The organism is Aquibium sp. ELW1220, from assembly GCF_030398385.1.
GTDB lineage: Bacteria > Pseudomonadota > Alphaproteobacteria > Rhizobiales > Rhizobiaceae > Aquibium.
In genome coordinates, this window is sequence record NZ_JAOAOQ010000009.1 from 128,797 (window position 1) to 152,838 (window position 24,042).

Here is a 24,042-nt window from a genome sequence, read left to right on the forward strand (position 1 = left end):
GCTCGACGTTCCGTGCCCTTCGCCGTCGGGTCCCGTCAATCTTCAGGATCCACGCGCGCGCTCATTCAGTTCTGTAGCGCAAGCGCACCGACCAGCGTTTCGTCGGAGAAGCGGCTGGCATCGACGACGGCCGAATGGCTCACGATACGGGCGACATCGGCGTTCCAGGATCGCGACGTCTCGGGCAGAACCGGTACGATCCGCTTTCCCATTGCCTTGGCCGCACCGAGTTCAGCAAGCGCATTCTTCCCGCCGCCTTCGCGTGCCGGTACCACAAAGATGACCACATCGGCGGAGCGCAGCCCGTCGAGAATCGTACTGGTCCAATCGGCGGCCGGCTCCAGCGAGACGTTCGAGAAGACGCTGTAGCCATCGCCCTCGAGCAATCGTGCCAGCCGATCCGCGAACATGTCGTCCTCATGCGCGTGGGATATGAAGACGCGACTTCCGACGGCAGCGGTGACATGCTGGTTCATTGCGCGATCCTCTCGACGCGCTTGGCGACCTCTTCAAAATAGGCATCGAGGTCGTTAATGTCCACGAGGTTTCGGGAGCGAAGGAATGTCGTTCCTCCCTTGTCCCGGTCGAGGGTACCCATGTCCGTCTGGTAGAGAACCGCCACGATGCGCAGGTTCCAGCTACGCGCCGCGCCAATCTCGACCCAAAGCCAGTTTCGATCGACCGACCATGGCGTAAAGAGCACCAGGAGTTCCTGGCATGCCCGCATATCCTCGAAGATGCGATCCTCGATATCGTCGCCCTTCTCGATGTCGTGAACGTCGATGAAGGTCGTGGCGCCCGCTTCGCGCAGACGCCGGTCGATCTGGGAAGCTACCCAGCGGTCGGCCCATCCATGCGAGACGAAGACCCGATAGCTCATTTGCCTCCCCCGTCCTGCAACTGTGCCACAGTCCAGAGTTGTGGACCAGCTGTTGCCGACGTGGCCGGGAAAGTCACCCCTCCATCGCTTCCAGCTCGTCGATCAGCCCCTCGATGACCGACAGCCCCTTCGCCCAGAAGCCGGGGTCCGAGGCGTCGAGGCCGAAGGGGGCAAGAAGCTCGGAATGATGCTTGGTGCCGCCGGCCTTCAGCATGTCGAAATACTTCTCCTGGAAGCCCGTCTCGGCGTTCTGGTAGACCGCGTAGAGCGAGTTCACCAGGCAGTCGCCGAAGGCGTAGGCGTAGACGTAGAAGGGCGAATGGATGAAGTGGGGGATGTAGGCCCAGAAGACGTCGTAGCCCTCGCGCAGCCGGATCGCCGGTCCGAGGCTCTCGGCCTGCACTTCCAGCCAGAACTCGCCGAGCTGATCGGCCGTCAGTTCGCCCTGCCGGCGCTGCGCGTGGACCTTCCGTTCGAACTCGTAGAAGGCGATCTGGCGCACGACCGTGTTGATCATGTCCTCCACCTTCTGCGCCAGCATGGCCTTTCGCTCGCGCCGGTCGCGTGTCTTGTCGAGCAGAGAGCGGAAGGTCAGCATCTCGCCGAACACCGAGGCGGTCTCGGCCAGGGTCAGCGGCGTCGAGGCCATCAGCGCGCCCTGACGGCCCGCCAGCACCTGGTGCACGCCGTGGCCGAGCTCGTGGGCGAGCGTCATCACGTCGCGCGGCTTGCCCATGTAGTTCAGCAGCACGTAGGGGTGCACGGAGGGCACGGTCGGGTGGGCGAAGGCGCCGGGCGCCTTGCCGGGGCGTACCGGCGCGTCGATCCAGTTGCGGTCAAAGAAGGCACGCGCGATCTCGGCCATCTCCGGCGCAAAGCCCTGGTAGGCCGACAGGACCGTGTTCTTCGCCTCCTCCCAGCCGATCACCGATTGCGGCGTCTCGGGCAACGGCGCGTTGCGGTCCCAGTGGTTCATCTGCTCCATGCCCAGCCACTTCGCCTTCATGGCGTAGTACCGGTGCGACAGCCGCGGATAGGCCTCGCGCACCGCCGCAGCCAGCGCGTCGACCACCTCACGCTCCACGCGGTTGGCCAGATGCCGGGAGTCGGCAATGTCCTCGAAGCCACGCCAGCGGTCGGAAATCTCCTTGTCCTTGGCCAGCGTGTTGGTGATCAGCGTGAAGAGGCGCAGATTGTCCTTGAAGGTCTTCGCAAGCGCCTCTGCCGCAGCCTGGCGCCTGGCAGGTGATGGGTCCTGCAGCAGGTTCAGCGTCGGCTCCAGCGACAGGTCTTCGCCGTCGACCGAGAACCGCAGCGACGACATGGTCTCGTCGAACAGCCGGTTCCAGGCGCCGCGCCCGGTCACCGACTTCTCGTGGAACAGCTGCTCGACCCGGTCCTCGAGCTGGTAGGGCCTGTCCTTCCGAAGGTCCTCTACCCAGGGGCGATACCGTGCAAAAGCCTCGTCTGCGGCAAGCGCGGCCTCGATGTCGGCTTCCTCGACCTTGTTCAGCTCCAGCGCGAAGAACAGCAGGTGCGCGCTGGCATCCGTCATCTTCTCCTGGATATCGCCATAGAGCTTGGCGCGCTTCGGATCGCTGGTGTCGCCGGCATAGACGAGGCTGGCATAGGAGACGATGCGGCCGATGAGTTCCTCCAGCGCCTCGTAGCCATGCATCATGGCGCCCAGGCGCCCGTCACCCGGCGCCTTCGCAGCATCGGCAATCCGGCCTTTCCATGCGTCCTCGAAAGAGACCGCGTCCGAATGCGCTCGGGCAAGATCGCGCCGCAGGTCGGGGGCATCCATGCTCGGATACAGGTCCGCCAGGTTCCATTCGGGCAGATCGCCCATCGCCGCCGACCGGCTGGCGATTCCCTGCCCCGAAGGAGCACGCGGCCCCCCCGATTCATGTCCAATACTCGGAAATATCATTGTTTTTCCTCGTCCGCCCAAGTGCCGCCGCCCGATACGATGATCCGAAAGGGTTTGTTCACCGGCTTTCTTGAACCCCTATTTAGAACCCTGTGCCATGATGATCCAGACAACAAAACTCGACCATACACCGAACCGTGCGAAGGCTTCATGTCGCAGCCGATCCTCATCGTCGACGACGATCCCGTGCAGCGCCGCCTCCTCGAGGCGGCGGTGGCGCGGACCGGGCGTCCCGTCGTGACGGCCGACGGCGGACGCAGCGCGATCGAGAAGCTCGCCGCGGCGCCCGGAGGGTTTTCGCTGGTGGTTCTCGATCTCGTCATGCCCGAAACCGACGGGCTCGCCGTGCTTCGCACGATGCGCGATCAGGGCGTAACGATCCCGGTGATCGTGCAGACGGCTCAGGCCGGCATTGATACCGTGGTCGCGGCGATGCGGGCCGGCGCGTTCGACTTCGTGGTCAAGCCGGTCTCGCCGGAGCGGCTGCAGGCAGCGATCGCCAATGCCATCAAGGTCGAGACACACGAGACGGCGAGCCGACGTTCGCGCCCGTCAGCGCCGACGACGCTGGCGATCAGGGATCTCGTCACGCGCAGCCCGTCGATGGACCGCGTCATCCGGCTGGCGCAGAAGGCCGCGTCTTCTAACATCCCGATCCTCATCGAGGGCGAATCCGGCGTCGGCAAGGAGGTCATTGCCCGTGCCATCCAGGGATCCGGCCCGCGCCGGGCCAAGCCCTTCGTGACCGTCAATTGCGGTGCCATCCCCGACAATCTCGTCGAGAGCATCCTGTTCGGCCACGAAAAGGGTTCGTTCACCGGCGCGACGGATAAGCACCAGGGGAAGTTCCTGGAAGCCAATCACGGCACGCTGTTCCTCGACGAGATCGGCGACCTGCCGCTCGACGTGCAGGTAAAGCTGCTGCGGGCCGTACAGGAGGGAGAGATCGATCCGGTGGGCGGTCGCGCCGCGGTCAAGGTCGATATCCGCCTGATTTCCGCCACGCACCGCGACCTGCTGCAGCGGGTCAAGGACGGACTGTTCCGGGAGGACCTGTTCTACCGGCTCAACGTGTTCCCGATCTTCGTGCCGCCGCTGCGCGACCGGCGCGAGGACATCGCCGACTTGGTGCGCCATTTCATCGGTACAATCGGCGCGGCCGAGACCGGTGGACGCATCTCGGGCATTTCCGGCGACGCGCTGGCCATCCTCAAGAGCTATGACTGGCCGGGCAACATCCGCCAGCTCGAGAACGCGATCTTCCGGGCCGTGGTGCTGTGCGAGGGTGCGACGCTCACGTCCGAGGATTTCCCGCAGATCCGGGCCCAGGTCGGCCATGTGGAACCGGGAGACGAGACTGGTTTTCACGTGGAGGATGCCGGCGGCCCGCGGGGTTTGCGGCAGGACGTGGCGATGCTGCCGGGCGCCGGCGCGGACACGGTCCGATCCATTCCGCCCGTCCTCGATGCACTCGACGAACGTGGCAATGTCCGCTCCCTCGCCGACGTCGAACTCGCGATGATCCAGTTCGCGATCGATCACTACGAAGGCCAGATGAGCGAGGTCGCGCGGCGGCTCGGGATCGGCCGCTCGACGCTCTACCGCAAGCTCAAGGAATACGGCATCGATCCCGATGCCGGCAGGGCCGACCGAATCGCGTCCTGAACGACCGGGTTCTCCTATCCAGTCCGCAGCGAATCAGACCGGCGGTTACCCCGCCGGCGGCGGGCGATCGTGGCAAGACTTCGTTTACCATGCGGGTCCGAGGCGGCTTTCGACCGCCTGAATGCCATCGTCTGACCGCATTTCCTCTTCAATAAGCTGCGATTAACCATTAGCATTGATAGTCGGTCGGGGTGGGTGGCTCCGACTGGTCGTCGGGGACAAATACAAGCCAACAAGGCTGATCGGTTTGAACATTCGGATATCCTCCATCGCAAGGTGGCCGCTGGCCTTTTCCTCGCGCCCCGCAATCGCCCTCGCCGCCCTGTTCCTGGCGCTGGCCACCCTTTGTGCCGCCGGCAGCGCCCAAGCCGAGACCCGCACGCTCAAGCTCTATTACATCCACACCAAGGAACGCGCCGAGATCACTTACAAGAAGGACGGGCGCTACATCCAGTCCGGCCTCAACCAGCTCAACCGCTTCCTGCGCGACTGGCGTCGCAACGAGCCGACCAAGATGGATCCGCGGCTCTTCGATATCGTCTGGGAAGCCTACCAGCGGGTCGGCGGCCGGGACTACATCCACGTCGTGTCGGCCTATCGTTCTCCGGCGACCAATTCCATGCTGCGCGGCCGCAGCAAGGGCGTTGCCAAGAACAGCCAGCACACGCTGGGCCGCGCCATGGATTTCTATGTCCCCGGCGTCAAGCTGGCGAAACTTCGCGAAGCCGGACTGAAGATGGGCAGCGGCGGCGTCGGCTACTACCCGACCTCCGGCGCGCCCTTCGTCCATCTCGACGTCGGCAGCGTGCGCCACTGGCCGCGCATGAGCCGCAAGGAACTCGTTGCCGTGTTTCCCAATGGCGGCACGCTGCATGTGCCGTCAGACGGCAAGCCGCTGCCCAATTACGAACAGGCGCTGGCGGCCTACAAGTCCAAGGGCCGCACCGGACCGACCATCAACGTGGCCAGCAGTGGCGGCGCGGGTGAAAGCAGGGGGGCTGGCCGCGGCCTGCTGGCAACGCTGTTCGGTGGTGGCGCGGACGAGGAAGAAGAGAGCGGGTCGGAGTTCCAGCGCGTCGCCTCGGTCAGTCCGCGGGATGCGGGAGCAGCGCAGAACGTGCGCCGCGGGGAGCCGGAGACCGCCAGCCGCCGTTCGGAACCCAGTGCGCCGCAGCCCGCCGCTCCGCTTCCTGGCGTCGCCGCAGCCGCATCGCAGGTCGAGATTCCGCAGACGGCTCCGATTGCGGTCGCCGAGCCGGAGCCTGCGTCGGATGATTCGCCGGCGTCCATCATTGCCTCCTTGTCGGCAAGGAGTGTCCCGGTGCCGGCCTTCGCGCCCCGCGCGGTGCCGGCTGTCGCAGTGGCTGCCGTCGAGGCCGTCGCGGAACCTGCCGAAGGAGTCGCCGTCGCGGCACTCGTGCCGGTGCCCACGCTTCGTCCGCAGACCGCTGCGGACGCGTCGCCCGCCCGCGCCGCCGTCCTGTCGCCCACTGCGGCCGATCCGTCCCTGCAGGCGGCGGCCGAGGTCCCGGCTGCTGCCGCGACCGGCCTGTCCGACCCGGCCGAACCGGTTGCGATCGTCGGCGAATCCGACATCCAGCTTGCGGCTTTCGCGCCTGTGCCCGAGCTCCGGCCGGCCACCGGCCCGATCGCCGAACTCATCGCCGCGATGCCGCCGTCGCGGGAGCCGTTCGGCGCCACCGGCGATTCCGCGGCCGTCAATGCTGGCGCCTCGCAGCGCTCCGCCATTCTCGCAGCTGCGGGCAAGGTAGCGCCCGACAAGGCCATCGCCACGAACGTCCGCACGACGGCCAAGGCCGCGCGTCCCGGTCCGCAGGACGGCAAGGCCGATCCCAGGCCGGTCGTGATCCCGGTCGACGACATCGCCGCACAGTGGGCGCTCGAGAAGGCAGGACGCCTGCAACGTGCGATCGCCAGCGCCAAGGAGCCGTCGCTCGCGCACAAGGCGATCCGCACGACGCCCACACAGGTCTACACCTCGGGCTTCGCGCCGGTGGCGCAGGAACCCGATCCGACCCGGTTCTCCGGCAACGCCGTGACGTTCCTCTCGGTCGCCAAGTTCGACGCGACGAACTGAGCGGCGGAGACCCCGATTCGAAGGCCCGGTGTTCGAGCCGGGCCTTCTTGCGTCAGGGCCGTCCGACGCGTGCCGAGGCGACGGCCTTGCGGGCGAGTTCCTCGATGGTGTCCCAATCGCCTGCGTCGACCAGTTCGTCGGGCGCCACCCATGAACCGCCGACGCAGATGACGTTGGGCAGCGCCAGATAGGATGCGGCGTTGGCGGCGGTAATGCCGCCTGTCGGGCAGAAGCGGACGCCTGCCAGCGGCGACGACAGCGCCTTCAGGAAGGCCGCTCCGCCGGCCTGCTCGGCCGGGAAGAACTTCAGCAGCGAATAGCCTTCCTCCGCGGCAGCCATGATCTCGCTCGGCGTGATGGCTCCCGGAAGCAACGGCACGTCGGATCGGCGGGCTGCATCGAGGAGTTCCTGGGTGGTGCCGGGGCTGACGATGAAACGCGCGCCGGCGTCGACGGCCTGGTCGAACTGCCGCGCCGACAGGATTGTGCCGGCGCCGACGATCGCCTCCGGTACCTCTGCGGCGGCGAGCCTGATGGCGTCGAGCGCGTCGCGGGTGCGCAGCGTTATCTCGATGGCCGGCAGGCCGCCTTTCGCCAGCGCCCGTGCCAGGGGCGCGGCATCCGCAACGCGTGCGATCTTCAGGACGGGGATCACCGGCTGGCCCGTCATGATCGGAAGGAGCTTGTCGGCTTTCTGCGGCATGGCGGTGGTGGTCCTTCTGTGTCACGCGCGGGTCTCACGTCCCCTATAGCGCATCGCGCGGCGGCGGCGAAAGGAACCGCTGCGCAAAAGCCGTGCCTCAGTCCCGCCGAAGCCAGGCGTCGATGGCGGAGAGAATCCTGCGCCAGAGCGAAACGTCCCGAAGGCCGGCCTCCGCCGCGGTGATGGCTGCCAGCGTCGCCGGACCGGCGATGCCGTCGGGCGCCAGTCGGGTTCGCCGCTGGAAGGCTCTCACGGCCGCCTCCGTCGCGGCACCGAAACGGCCGTCGCATTCCAGAGGGTGGCCCAGAGCGCTCAGGCGCCGCTGCAGGTCCCGCACCGCCTCGCCTTCGTCGCCACGTTTCTGCACGACGGGCGCCGTGCCGCTGCCTGCCGGCACGGTCCTCGCCGCATTCCCCGCATGGCGGACATGGGCGGCGGCAAGGCGGGTGTCATAGGCATTGCGGCGGAAGGCGGGGCCGTTGTAGCCGCGGGCGAAGGCCGGCCAGTCACGACGGCGCAGGGCGCCCTCCAGCCCGGCCTTCTCGATGAAGCGGAGCATCTGTCGAGCCTGCCCCTCGATGCCGTCGCGTGCCTCGGCCACCATCGCGTCGACGCTGGCATAGCCGAGCCAGGCCCAGTGCGCGCCCATCACCTGGCCGAGCCCCCACGACACCGATTCCCATGCCGCCTTGCGGTCGATGCCGGCCGCACGCTCGACGAGCGCCCAGCGCGCGGCCTGGCTGCGCGGATTGGGCACGCCTCCTGCCCGAGGCGATGCAAGGCCCTGGGCGCGGGCGCGTTCCCGCGCCTGCCCCGTGAGGCGGCGGTCGAAGTAATGACCCTCGAAGCGGATCATCGGCTCGCGCCTGCCCGCGATTGCAGCATAGGCGTGGCCTCCGCTTTCGACCTCGGCAACCGCCAGAAGTGCGGCCGCCTCCAGTCCGGCCTCGGCTGCGACGTTCTCGATGGCGGCGATGACGGCACGGTCGAACATGTGCATTTCACTCCCTGTTTGGCCCGGTCATTCTCCGGCGGCCAGCGAAGGCGTGGACAGATTTCGCGTAAGGTGTTGTACGTGCTGGGTAGCAAGCCGGTCGAGCGCCCGTTCGGCGGGACTTGCCTCGACCGTGCCGAGGGGCTAGGCGATCGCCATGTCCGCCTCTTCGACACCGACCGGTTATCGGATCGCCGCGCTTTATCGCTTCCAGCGTCTCGACGAGCCCGAGACGCTGCGCAAGACGCTTCTCGCATTCTGCGCCGCGCGGGACATTCGCGGCACGCTGCTTCTGGCGCGCGAAGGCATCAACGGCACGGTGGCGGGCGAAGCGAAGGCCATCGACGATCTGGTGCCATACATCGAGGACCAGCTCGGTATCCGCGGGCTGGAGATCAAGTACAGCCTGTCGGAAACAATGCCGTTCCATCGCCTGAAGGTTCGGTTCAAGCGCGAGATCGTGACCATGGGCGTGGACGACATCGACCCGCTCACCGGCGTCGGTGCCTATGTCGAACCGCGGGACTGGAACCGGTTGATCGACGATCCCGACACGATCGTCATCGACACCCGCAACGACTACGAGACCGCGATCGGCAGCTTCGAGCGGGCTGTGGATCCCGGGACGAAGAGCTTTCGGGCGTTCCCAGGCTGGGTGGAGCGCAATGCCAACCTGCTGAGGGGCCGTCGAGTGGCGATGTTCTGCACGGGTGGCATCCGCTGCGAGAAGGCGACGGCCTATCTCAAGGCACGCGGTTTCGACGATGTGCATCACCTCAAGGGCGGCATCCTGCGCTATCTCGAGGAGGTGCCGCCGGAGGAGAGCCGGTGGAAGGGCGAGTGCTTCGTGTTCGACGAGCGCGTATCGGTCGGGCACGGTCTTGTCGAGGGCGAGGCCGAGCTCTGCCGGGCCTGCCGCCGCCCGTTGACGGCAGCGGACCTCGAGTCGCCGCTGTTTTCTTCCGGCGTCTCCTGTCCGCATTGCCATGACACGCGCAGCGAAGAAGACCGCGCCCGCTATGCCGAGCGGCAGCGGCAGGTGGCGCTGGCCGAGATGCGCGGCGAGGCGCCGCACCTCGGGCAGAAGCCGGTTGATGCGGATCAAGCCGCGCGGACGCAGCGCCGCTAGGATCGCGACGTGCTCCCGCCCCGGGGAGTCTGCGGGAGCGACCCATGTCCAGGATCAACCGCGCGTGGCACGAAGGCCACCGCATGCCGAAAAACCCGACCGAACTGCAGCGGATCGCGTGGCATGCGGAGCATATGCGCAACTGCGGCTGCCGCGGCATCGACCCGGGCGTTGCGAAGCTGTTCGAGAAGCACGGTGTGACGGTTCCGCTCTCGAACCCCGGCCCGTCCGGGTCCGGCGACCGTTGAACCACGCGGGGGCGCCGCCTATCTGTGCCTGAGCAACACGCGCGGAGGCTCCATGTTCGATCCCAAGAAGCTGCTCAACGATCTGCTCGGTTCGCAGGTGCCCGGCATGGGCGGTACCGTCCGCGACAAGGCAGGGCAGGCGACCCAGCTCGCCAAGGACAATCCGCTGGCTGCCGGTGCACTGGCCGCGATCCTGCTCGGCACCGGGACGGGACGGGCCATCGGCGGGTCGGCTCTCAAGCTCGGTGGTCTCGCCGCCGTGGCGGGTCTCGCCTACAAGGCCTACCAGAACTACCAGGCCGGTCAGGCGCCGGCCGATGCCGCGCGGGCACAACCGGAACTGCTGCCGCCACCGGCCGCCACCGGCTTCGATCCGTCCGAGGCGCCGCAGGGCGAGGCCGAGTTCACGCTGACCCTGGTGCGCGCCATGATCGCTGCCGCGCGGGCTGATGGCCATATCGACGATGCGGAGCGGGCCAGGATCGCCGACAGGCTCAAGCTTTCCGGCATGGATGCCGAGGCCGAGGCCTATCTCGTCGACGAATTGCGCAGGCCCGTCGATCTCGACGCGATCGTCGGCGCGGCCACCACCGAGGCCCAGCGGGTTGAACTCTACACGGCCTCGCGGCTGGCGATCGAGCCGGAGACGCGGGCCGAGCGCGGTTACCTCGACATGCTGGCTGGACGGCTGAAGCTGCCGGATGCGCTGGTCGATCATATCGAGGCGACCGTATCGGAGGCGAAGGTGCCAGTGGCTGTGCACGCAGATGCCGCTCCGGCGCCGAAGTCGCCCTGGTGACAGGCTGAAGGGCACCGTCCCGCGCGTTCGCCGTCTCAACGATCGTCAGGTCGCTCCGGGAAGGCGCGGCCGATGATCTGCGACAGCGCCGCGTCGCGGGCGGCCGGCGGCATGGCCAGGAGCGGCTTCATGCGCCCCGACAGCATCAGGTCGGCAAGGCCGTGGGTGATGCCCCAGGTCGCCATGACGTCCAGCATCCCGGCCGTGTGGCCATAGGGATCTCGCCCGCGGATCGCCGCCACGCCCTGCACGAGATAGCCGAAGGCCGCGTCGGCGTTGTGCGCGAGGTCGTCGCTGGTGAAGTCGGCGCGCTCGGAGGCGAACATCAGCCGGAAGAGCGCGGGATTGGCCAGCGCGAAGTCGACGTAGCCCAGGCCCGAGGCGACCAGCTGCGAGCGGGGGTCCTGCGGAGCATCAGCCTGCCTGGCCTTCTGGCAAGACAGGAAGCGCTCGAAGCCGAGCGCTGCGAGGGCGGTCAGGAGGCCGTTCGCGTCGCGGAAGTGATGCGCGGGCGCCGCGTGAGAAACCCCGGCCCGCTTGGCGCAGCCGCGCAGCGTGAAGCCCTCGATGCCCCTCTCTGCCAGTTCCTTCTCGGCCGCATCGAGAAGGGCATGGCGCAGGTCGCCGTGATGATAAGGCGGCCGCTCGCTCTTCCCTTTCGTTTCCAATTGCCGGTTCCCCTGACTGCGACGCGCTCCCGAGCATGCGCGAACGGAGCCCGGGTCGTATCAGCCCGGCGCGGCGGGTTCAATCTTTACGACGTCAAAATCTATCTTGACAGCAGAAAGATCTCTCGGCATCCTACATCTTGTCAACGTCAAGACGGGATGGAGCCGCCGATGGACGCAGACCTGATCTTCAGTGCCGGCGGCAGTTTCGCGATGGCCGGGTGGCTGGTGCTTCTGGCGAGCCCGCTTGCGCCGCGCACGGCCGACGCGATTGCAGCCTACGCCATTCCGCTGTTGCTGTCGGTCGCCTATGCGGGCCTGATCCTGGCCTTCTGGACGTCGGGCGAGGGGGGCTTCGACAGCCTCGACAACGTTGCGCGGCTGTTCGAGACACGCGAGCTCCTGCTTGCCGGCTGGCTGCACTACCTCGCCTTCGACCTCTTCGTCGGCGCCTGGATCGTGCGCACCGCGCGGGAAGCATCGATGCCTTTCTGGTTGGTCGTGCCGTGCCTGCCCGCCACCTTCCTGTTCGGGCCGGTGGGATATCTGGCCTTCGCCATGATCCGGTTTTCCCGCGCCCGCGTGGTCGAACCGCGCCACGCCGCCTAAACCCGTCCCGCTCCAGGAGAGTCCCCATGTCCGCGCTCGTCGCCAGCCGTGCCGAAACCGCCAGCTTCGACCTGATGGCCGAGCTTCATCGCCGCGAACCCCGTTTCGCCGCCATGGGCCTGATCATGCTCATGCTCGCGCTTCCGACGGCCTTCGCGGCGCTGGTCGACGTCCGCACCGTGGGCGGTGTCAACGTCTGGATCAAACCGCTGAAGTTCCAGGCATCGCTTGCAGCCTATCTCCTGACCCTCGCCTGGTTCGCCGCCTTCCTGCCCGCGGGTGTCCGCGAGACACGCTTGTATCGCCTCCATGCATCGGTCGTCGTGGCACTGGTCGGGCTCGAGATGCTGTGGCTGATGGGTGCATCCACGCTCGGCGTCCCCTCGCATTTCAACCGCGACGGCGGCTTCTTCGAAACGGTCTATCCGCTGATGGGTCTGTTCGCGATCGGGCTCACCTCCGCGACCCTGGTCTACGGCGTGCTGATCGGTCGCGACCGGCATTCCCCGCTTTCGCCAGCCTTCCGCGCCTCGCTGTCGCTCGGGCTGGTGCTGACCTTCGCGCTCACCGTGCTGGCGGCGAGTTTCCTTGCCGGCGGGCAGGGGAACTTCGTGGGCGAGGCCGGGTCGGCGGCGCACACCGTCCCGGTGCTCGGCTGGGCGCGTGACGGCGGCGACCTGCGGGTGGCGCATTTCTTCGCCACCCATGCCATGCACGTCGTTCCCGCCTTCGGCCTCGCGGCTGCGCTGTTCCTTCCGGCCCGACAGGGTGTGCTCGCGGTCTGGCTGTTCGCGGGTGCCTTCGTTGCTTTCACAGGCCTGGTCCTCTTCCAGGCGACGCAGGGCGTGCCGCTCATCGGCTGACGAACGGGCAGGATGGAGGCGTTAAGCTTTTGTTAACCAATGGGGCGCATCCTTTTGTTTGCCGGATCAACTGTTCTCCTCCCAAGCTGATCCCGAACTGGGCGGCCGCGAATGGCCGCCCCTTCTTTGTGACCTCCCGGCTTGCGCTTCGGACGACGCTCTGCAAAGTGCTCCTCGTTGCAGAGGAGGCATGTTCATGGGTAACGGCAAGGTCGCGATCGTCACGGGCGCGGGCAGCGGCATCGGCAAGGCCGCCGCCACCGCATTGGTCAGGAACGGCTGGAACACGGTCTTCACCGGCCGCCGCCTGGACCGGCTGGAAGCCGCCATCGCCGAGATCGGCGCGGCCGAGGGCAGGGCGCTGGCGATTGCCTGCGACGTTTCCCGGGCAGACCAGGTGGACGCCCTGTTCGACGGGGCGGCCGCCGAATTCGGGCGGGTGGACCTGCTCTTCAACAATGCCGGCATGGGCTTCAAGTCGACGCTGATCGACGAGATTCCGGTCGAGGTCTGGACGGACGTGGTCGCCGCGAACCTGACGGGCTCCTTCCTGTGTGCCCGGGCGGCCTTCCGCCACATGCGCACGCAGTCCCCCCAAGGCGGGCGCATCATCAACAATGGCTCGATCTCGGCGCATGCGCCGCGGCCCGGGTCCGTACCCTACACGACGACCAAGCACGCCATCACCGGCCTGACGAAGACGCTGGCGCTCGACGGCCGGCCCTTCTCCATCGCCTGCGGGCAGATCGACATCGGCAACGCGCTGACCGAAATGGCCGCGCCGATGACGAAGGGCGTGCCGCAGGCCAATGGCGAGATGGCGGTCGAGGCGGTCATGGATGTCCGCCACGTCGCCGAAGCGGTGGTCCACATGGCGGGTCTCCCGCTCGACGCCAATATCCCGTTCATGACGGTGATGGCGACGAACATGCCGTTCGTCGGCCGCGGTTGAGCAAAACCCGCCCGGCGAGCGACGCGCCGTGGTAGTCTATGCTTCGACAGGAAGCGCCGGGTGGGCTCTTATCGGGGAAGCCTCCAGAGGCGGGAGAGGGTAGCCTTGACCGCGAGAGGACGGGTTTCGCCTGGAGCCCGGGCGACGCCGGAGTAGGACCCCATGGATTTCCTGATCGCGGGATATGAAGGCTATGCGGCGCTGGCCCTTCTGGGATTGCTGCTCGCTGCGTTCATCGTTGAAAAGTATCCGCCGGAGGTGACTGCCGCGGCGGGCGCCGCCGTATTCCTGCTGTTCGGCCTCACAACGCCGGACCAGGCGATGGGGGCGTTTTCCAACCCCGCGCCGATCACCATCGCGGCGATGTTCGTGCTGTCGGGCGCTCTGGTGCGGACGGGCGTGCTCGAAAGCCTGGCCGGGACGCTGATCGACAAGGCGGCGCGCCGCCCTGCTTTCGCCGTGGCGGTGCTGCTTTTCGGCACGGTGGTGGCGTCCGCTTTCATGAACAACACGCCGGTGGTGCTGATCCTGATCCCCATCGGCTTCCGGCTGGCGCGCGCGGTCGGCATCGCGTCGACCCGTCTGCTGATCCCGATCTCCTACGCCGCGATTCTCGGCGGTACCTGCACGTTGATCGGCACCTCCACCAACATCCTCGTCGACGGCGTGGCGCGCGCCGGCGGTCTGGCGCCGTTCTCGATCTTCGAGATCACCCCCGTCGGGGTCGTGGCGGCGCTGACCGGCACGCTGGTCATGGTCGTGCTCGGGCGCTACCTCCTCCCGGATCGCCGGGACGAAGGCAACGCCGCTGCCAATACCGAGACAGAGTTCCTGTCCGAAGTGACGGTTCGCGCGGAAGGCCGCTTTACCCAGCAGAAGATCGGCCAACTGTCCGATTTCAAGCGCTCGGGGCTGCGCATCCTCGGCCTTCGGAGCGGCAACGAGATCGTCCGCGACAATCTCCAGGAGCGGGTGATGAAGAAGGGCGATTCGCTCATCATCGTCGCCAACACGTCGGAACTGCTGACGCTGAACGAGAAGACCGGACTTCGCGTCGGCATGCGGCGCGGGCAGGAGCGTACCGGCGAGACCGTCGTGGTGGAGGCCGTCGTCGCGCCCCACCGCTCCACGGCAGGCGAGCGCATCATGGATCTGACGCTCGGCCGCCGCTACGGCGTGCGGGTGCTCGGCGCCCACCGCCATCGCCATATTCCGGGCTCCGATCTCGAAAGCGTCAAGCTGCGGCCGGCCGACAAGCTGCTGCTCGAAGGGCCGCCGGACAATTTCGACGCGCTGACCGAGGACGCCGACCTGATATCGGTGTCGCGACCGAGCGGCCGACCCTACCGCCGTGGCAAGGCGCCGCTCGCACTCATCGCGCTGATCGCCGTGGTGGTGCTGTCGGCGCTCGGCGTGATGGACATCGGCATCCTCGCCATGCTCGCGGTGGCCGGCATCCTCGTCCTGCGCTGCATCGACAGCGAGGAGGCCTGGGGTTCGATCGACGGCTCGATCTTGGTGCTGATCTTCTCGATGCTGATCATCGGCGCGGGCCTCGAACGATCGGGCGGTGTCGGCCTGATCGTCGACGCCCTCGCGCCGACCCTGGGAGAACTGCCGCCGTTCGCGACGCTGGTCGCGATCTACGTCCTGTGCTCGGTCCTCACCGAACTCGTGACCAACAATGCGGTGGCGGTGCTGGTTGCGCCGATCGCCATCGGCCTCGCCACCCAGATGGGCGCCGACCCGAGGCCGTTCCTGATCGCCGTGATGATGGGCGCCAGCGCGAGTTTCGCGACGCCGATCGGATACCAGACCAACACGCTGGTCTATGGCGCCGGCAACTACCGCTTCTCGGACTTCCTGAAGATCGGCATTCCGATGAATCTCATCGTCGGCGTCGCCGTCTGCAGCGCCATCTACCTCTTCTACGATTTCTGAGGCGGGACTGAGCGGAGGAAGGCCTCCATGCGTTCGATGGCGCGCAGGATGTTTTCTTCCGAATTGGCGTAGGACAGCCTGAGATAGCCTTCGCCCAGGATGCCGAAGTCGGGACCGCCGATCAGCGCCACGCCCTTTTCGTCGAGCAGGGCATTGGCCAACGCCTTTGCCTTCCAACCCGTCTCCTTGACGTTCGGAAAGGCGTAGAAGGCGCCCTTGGGCGTGATGCAGGAGACGCCGGGCAGGCTGTTCAGCCCTTCCACGACGATGCCGCGCCGCCGGTCGAAGGCGCGCATCATCTTCTCCACCTCGTCCTGCGGGCCGTCGATGGCGGCGATGCCGCCGAACTGCGCCGGTGCGTTGACGCAGGACCAGCAGTTGACGGCCAGCTTGCGGATCTTGTCGTAGAGGCCATCCGGCCAGATCGACCAGCCCATGCGCCAGCCGGTCATGGCCCAGGTCTTGGACCAGCCGTTGAGCACGATCAGCCTGTCGCGGATCTCGGGATAGGCGAGCAGCGACTGGTGGGTCTCGCCGTCATAGGTCATCACGTCGTAGATCTCGTCCGACAGGATCGCCACGTCCGGATACGCGGCCAAGCCTGCCACCAGCCGGTCGATCTCGGCCTTCGGCGTCACGCCGCCGGTCGGGTTGGCGGGCGAGTTGAGGATCAAGAGCCGCGTCTTCGGCGTGATCAGCGCCAGCACCTCTTCGGCCGAGAAGGCGAAGCCGTTCTCTTCGCGGATCGGCACCGGGACTGGCGTCGCACCCGTGAACTCGATCATCGAGCGGTAGATCGGGAAACCCGGATCGGGATAGAGGATTTCCGCCCCCGGCTCCCCGAACATGGTGATCGCGCCGTACATGGTCGGCTTGCCGCCGGGCAGGATCATGACGTTCTCGGGCGAGACCTCGACGCCCGTGGTCGCCAGCGTCCGGCGCACGACCGCTTCGCGCGTGGCCAGCAGACCGGTGGCGGGCGTGTAGCCGTGATGGCCGTCGCGCAACGCCTTGATGGCGGCCTCGACGATGTGGTCTGGCGTGCGGAAATCCGGCTGGCCGATGCCGAGATTGATGACGTCCTTGCCCTTTGCGGCGAGGGCGGTGGCGCGGGCGAGCACGGCAAAAGCGTTCTCCTCGCCGATGCGGTCGAACGCGGATACGGTATGAAGCACTGTTCTCACTCCCCTGTCGGTGCAGATTTCTATATCGGCGAGGGACGGATCGGCAACCGGGTGCAAGCGGTCGGCGCACCGACACTGGCGCAGGCGAAGAAGGCTCGGCGGCTCGCCTATCCGGTCGTTCCGTCCGGTATCACGGGTGTAAGATCGGTGCGGCCGAAGTCGGTGCCGACGAAGAGCAGCGGCAGGTCGCGCTCCTTGGCGACGGCATAGACCAGGCAGTCACCGAAGTTCAGTTGCGCGGGATGGCCGCTGCCCTTGCCGTAGCTCCGGGCACTCGCGATCGCGATCTCCATCACCCGGCCGGTCAGCTCTGCGCCCTGATACACGGGAAGGCTCGTGAAGAGGCTGAACCACTCGAAGAAGTCGGCGCCAGGCCGCCGCAACAGCGCAGCCTCGAGGCGACAGCAAGCCGGAACGTATATCCTCGACGCTCGCGCAATGGCCAGTTCGCAAAGCGCGAATTCCTTTTCTCCGCGATAGATTGCCACGAAGGCCGAGGTGTCGATCACGATCTCCATCGGCTACTCGAAATCGGCCCCGAAGATGGAATTCATCTCGTCCTCGACTTCTTTCCAGGAGGGCTTCGGCTCGGGGGGCGGGTAGCGTCTCCGTAAATCGGCCATGAAAGCCTGTCGACGTTCCACTTCCTCCTGGGGAACGCCGTCCGCCTGCTGCCCGATCACTTCTTTCCGTGCCAGGCGACGGATCACCGCACTCGGGCCTTCGCCGGTGCGGCGACCGATCGTGCGGATCAGATCCTCTGTTTCCTTGTTGCGGATGGTGATGGCCAACTGTTCCGTCCTCTGGCTCAGCGCAATCGCTTCCACTGGGCGCAAGCGATGGAAGCATATGCTGCTATGGTGCCATCTTCAAGGAGGCTGCCCGTGACAGACCTATCCGCATGGACGATCCGCCCACGTCCTCAGCGCCTGCCGCTCGAAAGCCGGCTGGTGCGGCTGGAGCCGCTCGATGCCGCCCGGCACGGCGACGGCCTGTACGCGGCGTCGACAGCTCCCGGCGCGGAGGAGCGGTTCCGCTGGCTGTTCGAGTATCCGCCCGCCGACCGCGCCTCCTTCCAGCCCTGGCTGGAGAAGTCGGCGGCGAGCGAGGACCCGCTGTTCTTCGCCGTCGTGGACAAGGCGACGGGCAGCGTGCTCGGCCGGCAGACGCTGATGCGGATCGACCCGGCCTTCGGCGTGATCGAGATCGGCAACATCTGCTGGGGACCCGGGATGGCGCGTCGTCCGGCCGCGACCGAGGCGTTCTTCCTCTTCGCCCGCCATGTCTTCGATGATCTCGGCTATCGGCGCTTCGAGTGGAAATGCAACGACAGCAACGAACCGTCCAAGCGGGCGGCCGAGCGTTTCGGCTTCACCTTCGAGGGCGTGTTCCGGCAGCATATGATCGTCAAGGGCGCGAACCGGGACACGGCCTGGTTCTCGATCGTCGACAGCGAATGGCCGCCGCTGCGCAAGGCCTTCGAAAGCTGGCTCGATCCGGCGAACTTCGACAATGGTGGGAAACAGGTCAAGCGGCTGGAGGAGTTCAGGCTCTAGCGGTGAACAATCGCCGGGTCGTCCGGGAGGTCTTGCCATGAGCGTCGAGGTCAGGGACTGGCGAGGCGTGCGCGACATCCCGCTCACGCCGCTGGAGGGGCGGCACGCGCGCATCGTTCCGCTCGACATGCGTCTTCACGGCGCCGACATCTGGGACGCCTTCGGCGGGTCGGCAGAGACCGTTTCGAAACACCTGCAGCACACCGGCCTGCAGCGTTTCGACAGCCGGGGCGCCTTCTTCAAGGCATTCGCGACAGCGAGTCGTGCGACGCTGCTGCATCGTCTGGCGCGGCCGTTCCGGCGTGGGCGACCGAAGCGGCTCTATTTCGCCCTGATCGACAAGGAGAGCGGCCGCGCGACCGGCGTCAGGTGCCTCAGTTCGATCGACTACGTGCATGGCTCGGTTGAACTGGCGCTGTCGGCGGTCGGCGGGGCGATGCAGCGCGGCACGTCGTCCACGGAAATGGCCTATCTCATGGGGTGCCTGATCTTCGAGACCTGCGGCTTCCGGCGTTACGAATGCCACATCGCGCTCGACAACGAAGCCGCGCTCCGCAACATCGCGCGGATCGGCTGGCGCCGCGACGGCGTGATCCGCCAGCGCTACGTCCACGACGGGCGCAGCGCCGACGTCGCGGTCTTCACCCTGATGGCGGAGGAATGGCCGCCGATCCGCGACGCCTACCGGGCCTGGCTGGATCCGTCGAACTTCGATGCGGCTGGCCGGCAGATCCGCCGGCTGGAGGATTTTCACAACCCGTGACGTGCCTTCGTCGTCGCGCGTGCGACACTGCGGGGCTTGCCTTTTCGGCTGCTCGGGGGGACCAATGGGCGACGGCAGGCGAATTCCGCCAACCCATCGATCGTCGGAACCGACAGCCGGAAGGGCAAGGTATTGGGACACGCTCACGCACATTCTCACCACAGTCACGACCATCATGGCCACGCGCATGGCGCCGAGGCCACCAGCAAGTCCCGCATCCTGATCGCTGCGGTGCTGACCGGGGGCTTCATGCTGGCGGAAGCCGTCGGCGGCGTGCTGACGGGCTCGCTGGCGCTGATCGCCGACGCCGGCCACATGCTCACCGATTCGGTGGCGCTGTTCTTCGCCTGGTACGCCTTCCACCTCGCCGGGCGGCAGGCAACGGCGCGGCTGAGCTTCGGCTACGACAGGCTGAAGACGCTCGTCGCCTACACCAACGGGCTCGCCATCTTCGTCATCGGCGGGTGGATCGTTTGGGAAGCCTGGCAGCGCTTCGAGCAGCCGAGCGCGGTTCTGGGCGGACCCATGCTGGCCATCGCGCTGATCGGGCTCGCCGTCAATATCGGTGCCTTTCTCGTGCTGCACGGCGGAGACCGCCAGGACCTCAACATGCGGGGCGCGCTGCTGCACGTCATCGGCGACCTGCTCGGTTCCGTCGCCGCGCTGGCCGCTGCCGGCGTGATCCTCGCCACCGGCTGGTATCCGATCGACCCGATCCTGTCGGTGCTGGTCGCGCTGCTCCTGTTTCGCAGCGCCTATGGCCTGGTGCGCGACGCGGGTCACGTGCTGCTGGAAGGAAGCCCGGTCGGCATCGACCGCGACGGCGTCGCGCGCGATCTCGTTGCCTCGGTGGCGCAGCTGCGCGATGTGCACCACATGCACGTCTGGTCTCTCGACGGCACGCGCAACGTGGCGACGCTGCATGCGAGACTGGTGCCGGGCGCCGACCCGCACGCCGCCATCGGCGCGATCAAGCGGCGGCTGGCCACCACGCACGGCATCGGCCACGCCACGGTGGAGCCGGAGTTCGACTGCTGCGCCGACAGCCATCATGAGGAGCACGGACATGAGCGTCCAGACGATCCGAACGTTGGGCATCGGCATCTGCATTGACGGTTGCTTTGCGTTCTCGATCCAAAAGCCGTAGCTAGGCGTCATGAGGGCAGCGCCCGATCGAGGCGCAAGCGTTGGACCGGAGGAAACATGGCGGGACGACTGAAGGGCAGGGTCGCGGTGGTGACGGCCGCCGGGCAGGGCATCGGGCGGGCAATCGCGGAGGCCTTCGTGGCCGAGGGCGCGACCGTGCATGCCTCCGACATCGCGCGCGACAAGCTCGACGGGCTGGCGAAGGCGAAGAAGGCGAAGCTCGACGTACTGTCGTCGAAGGCGGTTGCCGCCTATGCCGAAAAGGTCGGGCCCATCGACATTCTGGTCAACGTGGCGGGCTTCGTCCATCACGGCACCGTGCTCGACTGCGACGACGACGCCTTCGACTTCTCCTTCGACCTCAACGTGAAATCCATGCACCGGATGATCCGCGCCTTCCTGCCCGGCATGCTCTCGCGGGCGAAGGATACCGGCGCTTCGGCCTCGATCGTCAACATGTCGTCGGGTGCTTCCTCCATCAAGGGCGCGCCGAACCGATACGTCTATGGCGCCACGAAGGCCGCCGTGATCGGACTGACGAAGGCTGTCGCGATCGACTATGTGCGCCAGGGCGTGCGCTGCAATGCGATCTGCCCGGGCACCGTGCGCTCGCCTTCCTGGGAGGCGCGGGTGGAGGAACTGGGCAGGTCGGTCGGCGGCACGGACAAGGCGATGGAGATGTTCGTCTCGCGCCAGCCGATGGGCCGTGTCGGCGAGGCGTCGGAAATCGCTGCGCTCGCCGTCTACCTCGCTTCCAACGAGGCCGCCTTCACCACGGGGGTGGCGATCCCGGTCGACGGAGGCTGGACGCTGTAATGGACGAAAAGACACGCAACGCGGCCATCGCGGCCGCCCTCATCCTCGGCGGGTTCGGCCTCGTCGCCTTCTTCATGCCGACGATCATGCTGGCGCTGGGCGAGATTTCGCCGTTCCTGGCGGCACTCGTCGGAGCTCTTTTCGTCCTCGCCTTCTTCGGCGTGTTCTGGCTGCGCGGCCGAGCGAAGCGGGAGGACTGACCATGCGTGTCCTGATCACCGGGGCGGCCGGCATGATCGGCCGCAAGCTCACGGAACGGATCGCCCGCGACGGCGGCCTCGGCGGGCGGCAGGTCGCCGAACTGCACCTGCACGACATCGTGCCGCCCCACGCGCCCGACATTCCGGGCGCCACCGTCTCGGCGATGACCGGCGATCTCGCGGACGAAAACGCGGCGGACTGGCTGATCGCCCCGCGCCCGGACGTGATCTTCCACCTTGCCGGCGTGGTGTCGGGCGAGGCGGAGGCGGATTTCGAAAAGGGATACCGCGTCAATCTCGACGGTACGCGCGCGCTGTTCGAGGCGATCCGGCAGGCGGGCGAGGGCTATTGCCCGCGCGTCGTCTTCACCTCGTCGATCGCCGTCTTCGGCGCGCCGTTTCCCGAGATCATTCCCGACGAGTTCCACCCGACGCCGCTCACCTCCTACGGCACGCAGAAGCTGGTCGGCGAGGCGCTTCTGGCCGACTATTCGCGGCGCGGCTTCTTCGACGGCGTCGGCATCCGCCTGCCGACGATCTGCGTCCGGCCGGGCAAGCCCAACAAGGCGGCGTCGAGCTTCTTCTCCGGCATCATCCGCGAACCGCTCGCCGGCCTCGAGGCCGTGCTGCCGGTGCCGCGCAGCGTGCTGCACACCCATGCGAGCCCGCGTTCGGCGGTGGGATTCCTCGTCCATGCCGCGAGCCTCGACGGCGACTCAATCGGCCCGCGCCGCAACCTCACCATGCCGGGCGTCGCCGTCACCGTGGGCGAGCAGATCGAGGCGCTGGAGCGCGTCGCGGGCAACAATGTCGTCAGGCTGATCCGCGAGGAACCGGACGAGACGGTCTGGTCGATCGTGAGGAACTGGCCGACGCGGTTCTCGGCCGAGCGTGCGCGGGCGCTGGGCTTCGTCGCCGAAGAGAAATTCGACCAGATCATCCGGGCGCATATCGAGGATGAGATGGCGTAGACCACGTTGGATGCGCGAAGAATTGCGGGGACAGTTTAATTAATTCGACCCGGGCTCCACCGAAACTTCGCCGCGGTGGTCGACCGAATTAAGTGAACTGTCCCCGCAATTCCCGCTCAGCCCTGCAGGCTCGCCGTCAGCAGCACCAGCCCGAGCAGGAACACCAATGCAGCGCCGCCGATCTCGATGCCGGCGTGGATGACGTTGCCGGTGCGACCGTCGCCGGCGATCCGCACGGCGAGGTTCTTGGCCATCACGGCCATCGTCGCCAGCGTGGAGACGGTGATCGCCGTGCCGATGGCCATGGCGAAGACCGAGACGATGCCGCCGAGCCACAGCCCGTTCAGGAACGAGAAGGTGAGCACGATCAGCGCGCCGCTGCACGGCCGCAGGCCGACGGCTGCCACCGCCGACCAGGCGGTGCGCCAGTCGAAGCGGTCGCCCGAGATCATGGCAGGGTCCGGCGCATGGGCGTGGCCGCAGGTGGCGCAGACCTCGCCCGCCGCATGGTCATGGCGATGATGGACGTGGGTGTCGTGATCGTGATGATCGTGCCCATGATGGTGGTGATGGGCATGCGCGTGGCCGGGAGCGACGGCGGCCGCCGACAGGCTGTGCGCCGGTGCGCGGCCCGCCCACCGGGCAATGCGCGGCGCGAGCTTCTGCCACAACAGCCAGGCGCCGAAGGCCGTGACCAGGCCGTAGCTCGCGGTCTCGAGGAACCAGGTCGCGTCGGTCATCGACAGAGCGGTGCCGCGCAGCACCAGGAAGGCCATGCCCACGACGACGATCGCGGTCACGCCCTGCAGCAGCGACGACACGAAGGACAGCATCACGCCGCGCCGCAGCGCCACCTCGTTTGCCAGCATGTAGGAGGAGATGACCGCCTTGCCATGGCCGGGGCCGGCGGCGTGGAACACGCCATAGGCGAAGGACAGGCCGACAAGCAGCCAGAGCTTCGAGCCGTCCTCGCGCATCGCCTTCAGCGTGCCGGTGAGCGCGCGGTAGAACCCCTGCTGCTGGACGTTCACCCAGTTGAGGAGGCCTGACAGCAAACCCGTCTGCGGCAGCGTTGCCTCGTTGGTGCCGATGCCGAGCGAACTCTGGGCGTGGGCGTGGACCATGAAATGGGTCAGCACGTAGGTGATGGCGAGAACCGCGAAGACGGCTCGCACGAACGTCTTGCTCATCAGCCGGCGGCCCCGCAGGTGATCTGGAGACGCGTCGCGAACAAGGCGCCGATGTCCTCGACGGTCGGATCGTTGAAATAGTCCTCGGTCAGCTTGGCCTGGTTCTGGATCAGCGCTTCGTCCGGATCCGGCCTCACGACCGCGCTGGCGCATCCCTGCGGCAGATGGTCGACCGTCATGTTGTCGTCCTCGATGAAGTCGATCGCGGTATAGAAGGTCGGGTCGTAAACGCCGAAATCGAGCTTGCCCGCCAGCTTGAGCTCACTTTCGGGTTCCGATTCGAACAGGATGATCAGCTGGTCGTCCTGGTAGTCGACCATCAGCCCTGGCGGGGGCTTCATGGCCACCGGCTTGTCGTCGGCGCGGACCATCTGGAAATAGCCGTAGTCGCCGATCGAATCATAGACGACGCGCGAGACTTCCTTCAGTTCGTCGGCATCGAGCTTCAGGTCGCTGTTGGCATCGAACTCGAGCAGCACGGTGGAAGAGAAGAGATCGTCGAAGCGCCAGAGATGGCGCAGCGACTTGACGTCACCCTGGGGCGTCACCGTCACGTCGAGGCGGGCCTCGGCGAAGACGTGAGGGTGGGAAAGGGCGGGGACCGGGACGGCCAGCGTTGCCGCACAGACGGTCGAAAGGAAGATCGATCTTGCGAGATGATGCATCGGACGGCTGACGGGTCCCTGCCGGATGTGGTGATTTGGCCGATGTTTTCTATCACAAAGCTGGCGGAA

The 24,042-nt window shown here is 67.0% G+C and carries 26 protein-coding genes and 1 pseudogene; 15 read left to right on the forward strand and 12 right to left on the reverse strand.

Translation table 11 applies throughout. The features are described 5' to 3' along the window. Positions 1–65: 65 nt before the first annotated feature. From N1F91_RS11105 to N1F91_RS11115, 3 genes are all read right to left on the reverse strand, one after another. Positions 66–476, reverse strand: coding sequence for a toll/interleukin-1 receptor domain-containing protein (locus N1F91_RS11105; protein WP_289992145.1), 411 nt, complete (start codon positions 474–476; stop codon positions 66–68). Beyond that, positions 473–880 carry a toll/interleukin-1 receptor domain-containing protein gene (locus N1F91_RS11110; protein ID WP_289992147.1) on the reverse strand — a complete coding sequence of 136 codons (408 nt, stop codon included), beginning with the start codon at positions 878–880 and terminating at the stop codon, positions 473–475. The genes N1F91_RS11105 and N1F91_RS11110 overlap by 4 nt, the downstream gene beginning before the upstream one ends. Before the next feature lie 73 nt (positions 881–953). Then, positions 954–2,732: a M3 family oligoendopeptidase gene (locus N1F91_RS11115; RefSeq protein WP_289992149.1), complete on the reverse strand. Its 1,779-nt coding sequence runs from the start codon at positions 2,730–2,732 to the stop codon at positions 954–956. A 231-nt stretch (positions 2,733–2,963) separates the two neighbouring features. On the opposite strand from N1F91_RS11115, the gene N1F91_RS11120 reads away from it, so the two are divergent. Together N1F91_RS11120 and N1F91_RS11125 are read left to right on the forward strand one after the other, a co-directional pair. Further along, the gene (locus N1F91_RS11120; RefSeq protein WP_289992151.1) at positions 2,964–4,478 is read left to right on the forward strand and encodes a sigma-54 dependent transcriptional regulator; all 1,515 of its coding nucleotides are present in this window, start codon (positions 2,964–2,966) and stop codon (positions 4,476–4,478) included. A gap of 247 nt (positions 4,479–4,725) precedes the next feature. Further along, complete coding sequence (locus N1F91_RS11125) at positions 4,726–6,576, forward strand: DUF882 domain-containing protein (protein WP_354670539.1); 1,851 nt, start codon at positions 4,726–4,728, stop codon at positions 6,574–6,576. Between the two features lie 52 nt (positions 6,577–6,628). Here N1F91_RS11125 and N1F91_RS11130 read toward each other — a convergent pair whose 3' ends face one another. From N1F91_RS11130 to N1F91_RS31120, 3 genes and pseudogenes are all read right to left on the reverse strand, one after another. After that, positions 6,629–7,279 carry a 2-dehydro-3-deoxy-phosphogluconate aldolase gene (locus N1F91_RS11130; protein ID WP_289992153.1) on the reverse strand — a complete coding sequence of 217 codons (651 nt, stop codon included), beginning with the start codon at positions 7,277–7,279 and terminating at the stop codon, positions 6,629–6,631. A gap of 97 nt (positions 7,280–7,376) precedes the next feature. Continuing rightward, complete coding sequence (locus N1F91_RS31115) at positions 7,377–7,676, reverse strand: peptidoglycan-binding domain-containing protein (RefSeq protein ID WP_354670540.1); 300 nt, start codon at positions 7,674–7,676, stop codon at positions 7,377–7,379. A 30-nt stretch (positions 7,677–7,706) separates the two neighbouring features. Next, positions 7,707–8,273 (reverse strand): annotated as a pseudogene (locus N1F91_RS31120) (N-acetylmuramidase family protein); the annotation flags it as partial. Positions 8,274–8,430: 157 nt separating this feature from the next. Here N1F91_RS31120 and N1F91_RS11140 point away from each other — a divergent pair. From N1F91_RS11140 to N1F91_RS11150, 3 genes are read left to right on the forward strand one after another with little or no spacing between them, the layout of a single operon-like run. Next, positions 8,431–9,402, forward strand: coding sequence for a rhodanese-related sulfurtransferase (locus N1F91_RS11140; RefSeq protein WP_289992159.1), 972 nt, complete (start codon positions 8,431–8,433; stop codon positions 9,400–9,402). 44 nt (positions 9,403–9,446) lie between these two features. Beyond that, positions 9,447–9,650: a hypothetical protein gene (locus N1F91_RS11145; RefSeq protein WP_289992161.1), complete on the forward strand. Its 204-nt coding sequence runs from the start codon at positions 9,447–9,449 to the stop codon at positions 9,648–9,650. Between the two features lie 52 nt (positions 9,651–9,702). After that, positions 9,703–10,449, forward strand: a complete 747-nt coding sequence (locus tag N1F91_RS11150) for a tellurite resistance TerB family protein (protein WP_289992162.1) — start codon at positions 9,703–9,705, stop codon at positions 10,447–10,449. 35 nt (positions 10,450–10,484) lie between these two features. On the opposite strand, the gene N1F91_RS11155 is transcribed toward N1F91_RS11150, so the two are convergent. Beyond that, the gene (locus N1F91_RS11155) at positions 10,485–11,117 is read right to left on the reverse strand and encodes a TetR/AcrR family transcriptional regulator (RefSeq protein ID WP_289992164.1); all 633 of its coding nucleotides are present in this window, start codon (positions 11,115–11,117) and stop codon (positions 10,485–10,487) included. A 171-nt stretch (positions 11,118–11,288) separates the two neighbouring features. On the opposite strand from N1F91_RS11155, the gene N1F91_RS11160 reads away from it, so the two are divergent. The 4 genes from N1F91_RS11160 to N1F91_RS11175 all read left to right on the forward strand — a co-directional run bounded on the left by N1F91_RS11160 (position 11,289) and on the right by N1F91_RS11175 (position 15,482). Continuing rightward, on the forward strand, positions 11,289–11,726 hold the full coding sequence (locus N1F91_RS11160) for an ABA4-like family protein (RefSeq protein WP_289992166.1): 438 nt from the start codon (positions 11,289–11,291) through the stop codon (positions 11,724–11,726). 26 nt (positions 11,727–11,752) lie between these two features. Beyond that, positions 11,753–12,589: a hypothetical protein gene (locus N1F91_RS11165; RefSeq protein WP_289992167.1), complete on the forward strand. Its 837-nt coding sequence runs from the start codon at positions 11,753–11,755 to the stop codon at positions 12,587–12,589. Between the two features lie 196 nt (positions 12,590–12,785). Then, complete coding sequence (locus N1F91_RS11170) at positions 12,786–13,541, forward strand: SDR family oxidoreductase (protein WP_289992168.1); 756 nt, start codon at positions 12,786–12,788, stop codon at positions 13,539–13,541. A 162-nt stretch (positions 13,542–13,703) separates the two neighbouring features. Next, positions 13,704–15,482, forward strand: coding sequence for an SLC13 family permease (locus N1F91_RS11175; protein WP_289992169.1), 1,779 nt, complete (start codon positions 13,704–13,706; stop codon positions 15,480–15,482). Here the strand turns inward: N1F91_RS11175 and N1F91_RS11180 are convergent. The 3 genes from N1F91_RS11180 to N1F91_RS11190 all read right to left on the reverse strand — a co-directional run bounded on the left by N1F91_RS11180 (position 15,470) and on the right by N1F91_RS11190 (position 17,457). Continuing rightward, positions 15,470–16,657: a pyridoxal phosphate-dependent aminotransferase gene (locus N1F91_RS11180; protein WP_289992171.1), complete on the reverse strand. Its 1,188-nt coding sequence runs from the start codon at positions 16,655–16,657 to the stop codon at positions 15,470–15,472. The two genes, N1F91_RS11175 and N1F91_RS11180, sit on opposite strands and share 13 nt — an antisense overlap. A gap of 116 nt (positions 16,658–16,773) precedes the next feature. Next, the gene (locus N1F91_RS11185) at positions 16,774–17,184 is read right to left on the reverse strand and encodes a type II toxin-antitoxin system VapC family toxin (RefSeq protein WP_289992172.1); all 411 of its coding nucleotides are present in this window, start codon (positions 17,182–17,184) and stop codon (positions 16,774–16,776) included. 3 nt (positions 17,185–17,187) lie between these two features. Continuing rightward, a complete protein-coding gene (locus N1F91_RS11190) occupies positions 17,188–17,457 on the reverse strand; it encodes a type II toxin-antitoxin system VapB family antitoxin (protein ID WP_289992173.1) in 270 nt (89 codons plus the stop codon). Between the two features lie 66 nt (positions 17,458–17,523). Between N1F91_RS11190 and N1F91_RS11195 the strand changes: the two genes are divergently transcribed. The 6 genes from N1F91_RS11195 (at position 17,524) to denD (ending at position 22,118) form a co-directional block, all read left to right on the forward strand. Next, positions 17,524–18,222 carry a GNAT family protein gene (locus tag N1F91_RS11195; protein WP_289992175.1) on the forward strand — a complete coding sequence of 233 codons (699 nt, stop codon included), beginning with the start codon at positions 17,524–17,526 and terminating at the stop codon, positions 18,220–18,222. 37 nt (positions 18,223–18,259) lie between these two features. Beyond that, a complete protein-coding gene (locus N1F91_RS11200; protein ID WP_289992176.1) occupies positions 18,260–18,985 on the forward strand; it encodes a GNAT family protein in 726 nt (241 codons plus the stop codon). A 132-nt stretch (positions 18,986–19,117) separates the two neighbouring features. Beyond that, positions 19,118–20,098 carry a cation diffusion facilitator family transporter gene (locus N1F91_RS11205; RefSeq protein ID WP_289992177.1) on the forward strand — a complete coding sequence of 327 codons (981 nt, stop codon included), beginning with the start codon at positions 19,118–19,120 and terminating at the stop codon, positions 20,096–20,098. Positions 20,099–20,188: 90 nt separating this feature from the next. Then, a complete protein-coding gene (locus tag N1F91_RS11210) occupies positions 20,189–20,947 on the forward strand; it encodes an SDR family oxidoreductase (RefSeq protein ID WP_289992179.1) in 759 nt (252 codons plus the stop codon). Then, entirely contained in the window at positions 20,947–21,147 is a 201-nt protein-coding gene (locus N1F91_RS11215) for a hypothetical protein (RefSeq protein ID WP_289992181.1), read from the forward strand. Before N1F91_RS11210 ends, N1F91_RS11215 begins: the two co-directional genes overlap by 1 nt. A gap of 2 nt (positions 21,148–21,149) precedes the next feature. Further along, on the forward strand, positions 21,150–22,118 hold the full coding sequence (denD, locus tag N1F91_RS11220; protein ID WP_289992183.1) for a D-erythronate dehydrogenase: 969 nt from the start codon (positions 21,150–21,152) through the stop codon (positions 22,116–22,118). A 116-nt stretch (positions 22,119–22,234) separates the two neighbouring features. Here the strand turns inward: denD and N1F91_RS11225 are convergent, their stop codons facing one another. Then, positions 22,235–23,308 (reverse strand): nickel/cobalt transporter, encoded by a 1,074-nt coding sequence (locus tag N1F91_RS11225; RefSeq protein WP_289992185.1) that lies wholly within the window; start codon positions 23,306–23,308, stop codon positions 22,235–22,237. Next, complete coding sequence (locus tag N1F91_RS11230; RefSeq protein ID WP_289992187.1) at positions 23,308–23,973, reverse strand: DUF1007 family protein; 666 nt, start codon at positions 23,971–23,973, stop codon at positions 23,308–23,310. Before N1F91_RS11230 ends, N1F91_RS11225 begins: the two co-directional genes overlap by 1 nt. Between the last annotated feature and the right edge of the window lie 69 nt (positions 23,974–24,042).

Excerpts from the sequence above, each read along its gene's own strand:
- N1F91_RS11230 (WP_289992187.1), bottom strand. The coding sequence starts at position 23,973 with ATGCATCATCTCGCAAGATCGATCTTCCTTTCGACCGTCTGTGCGGCA.
- N1F91_RS11225 (WP_289992185.1), bottom strand. The coding sequence starts at position 23,308 with ATGAGCAAGACGTTCGTGCGAGCCGTCTTCGCGGTTCTCGCCATCACC.
- N1F91_RS11120 (WP_289992151.1), top strand. The coding sequence starts at position 2,964 with ATGTCGCAGCCGATCCTCATCGTCGACGACGATCCCGTGCAGCGCCGC.
- N1F91_RS11170 (WP_289992168.1), top strand. The coding sequence starts at position 12,786 with ATGGGTAACGGCAAGGTCGCGATCGTCACGGGCGCGGGCAGCGGCATC.
- N1F91_RS11140 (WP_289992159.1), top strand. The coding sequence starts at position 8,431 with ATGTCCGCCTCTTCGACACCGACCGGTTATCGGATCGCCGCGCTTTAT.
- N1F91_RS11165 (WP_289992167.1), top strand. The coding sequence starts at position 11,753 with ATGTCCGCGCTCGTCGCCAGCCGTGCCGAAACCGCCAGCTTCGACCTG.
- N1F91_RS11130 (WP_289992153.1), bottom strand. The coding sequence starts at position 7,279 with ATGCCGCAGAAAGCCGACAAGCTCCTTCCGATCATGACGGGCCAGCCG.
- N1F91_RS11150 (WP_289992162.1), top strand. The coding sequence starts at position 9,703 with ATGTTCGATCCCAAGAAGCTGCTCAACGATCTGCTCGGTTCGCAGGTG.
- N1F91_RS11105 (WP_289992145.1), bottom strand. The coding sequence starts at position 476 with ATGAACCAGCATGTCACCGCTGCCGTCGGAAGTCGCGTCTTCATATCC.
- N1F91_RS11200 (WP_289992176.1), top strand. The coding sequence starts at position 18,260 with ATGAGCGTCGAGGTCAGGGACTGGCGAGGCGTGCGCGACATCCCGCTC.
- N1F91_RS11210 (WP_289992179.1), top strand. The coding sequence starts at position 20,189 with ATGGCGGGACGACTGAAGGGCAGGGTCGCGGTGGTGACGGCCGCCGGG.
- denD (WP_289992183.1), top strand. The coding sequence starts at position 21,150 with ATGCGTGTCCTGATCACCGGGGCGGCCGGCATGATCGGCCGCAAGCTC.
- N1F91_RS11215 (WP_289992181.1), top strand. The coding sequence starts at position 20,947 with ATGGACGAAAAGACACGCAACGCGGCCATCGCGGCCGCCCTCATCCTC.
- N1F91_RS11195 (WP_289992175.1), top strand. The coding sequence starts at position 17,524 with ATGGTGCCATCTTCAAGGAGGCTGCCCGTGACAGACCTATCCGCATGG.
- N1F91_RS11160 (WP_289992166.1), top strand. The coding sequence starts at position 11,289 with ATGGACGCAGACCTGATCTTCAGTGCCGGCGGCAGTTTCGCGATGGCC.
- N1F91_RS11110 (WP_289992147.1), bottom strand. The coding sequence starts at position 880 with ATGAGCTATCGGGTCTTCGTCTCGCATGGATGGGCCGACCGCTGGGTA.
- N1F91_RS11185 (WP_289992172.1), bottom strand. The coding sequence starts at position 17,184 with ATGGAGATCGTGATCGACACCTCGGCCTTCGTGGCAATCTATCGCGGA.
- N1F91_RS11145 (WP_289992161.1), top strand. The coding sequence starts at position 9,447 with ATGTCCAGGATCAACCGCGCGTGGCACGAAGGCCACCGCATGCCGAAA.
- N1F91_RS11175 (WP_289992169.1), top strand. The coding sequence starts at position 13,704 with ATGGATTTCCTGATCGCGGGATATGAAGGCTATGCGGCGCTGGCCCTT.
- N1F91_RS11115 (WP_289992149.1), bottom strand. The coding sequence starts at position 2,732 with ATGGGCGATCTGCCCGAATGGAACCTGGCGGACCTGTATCCGAGCATG.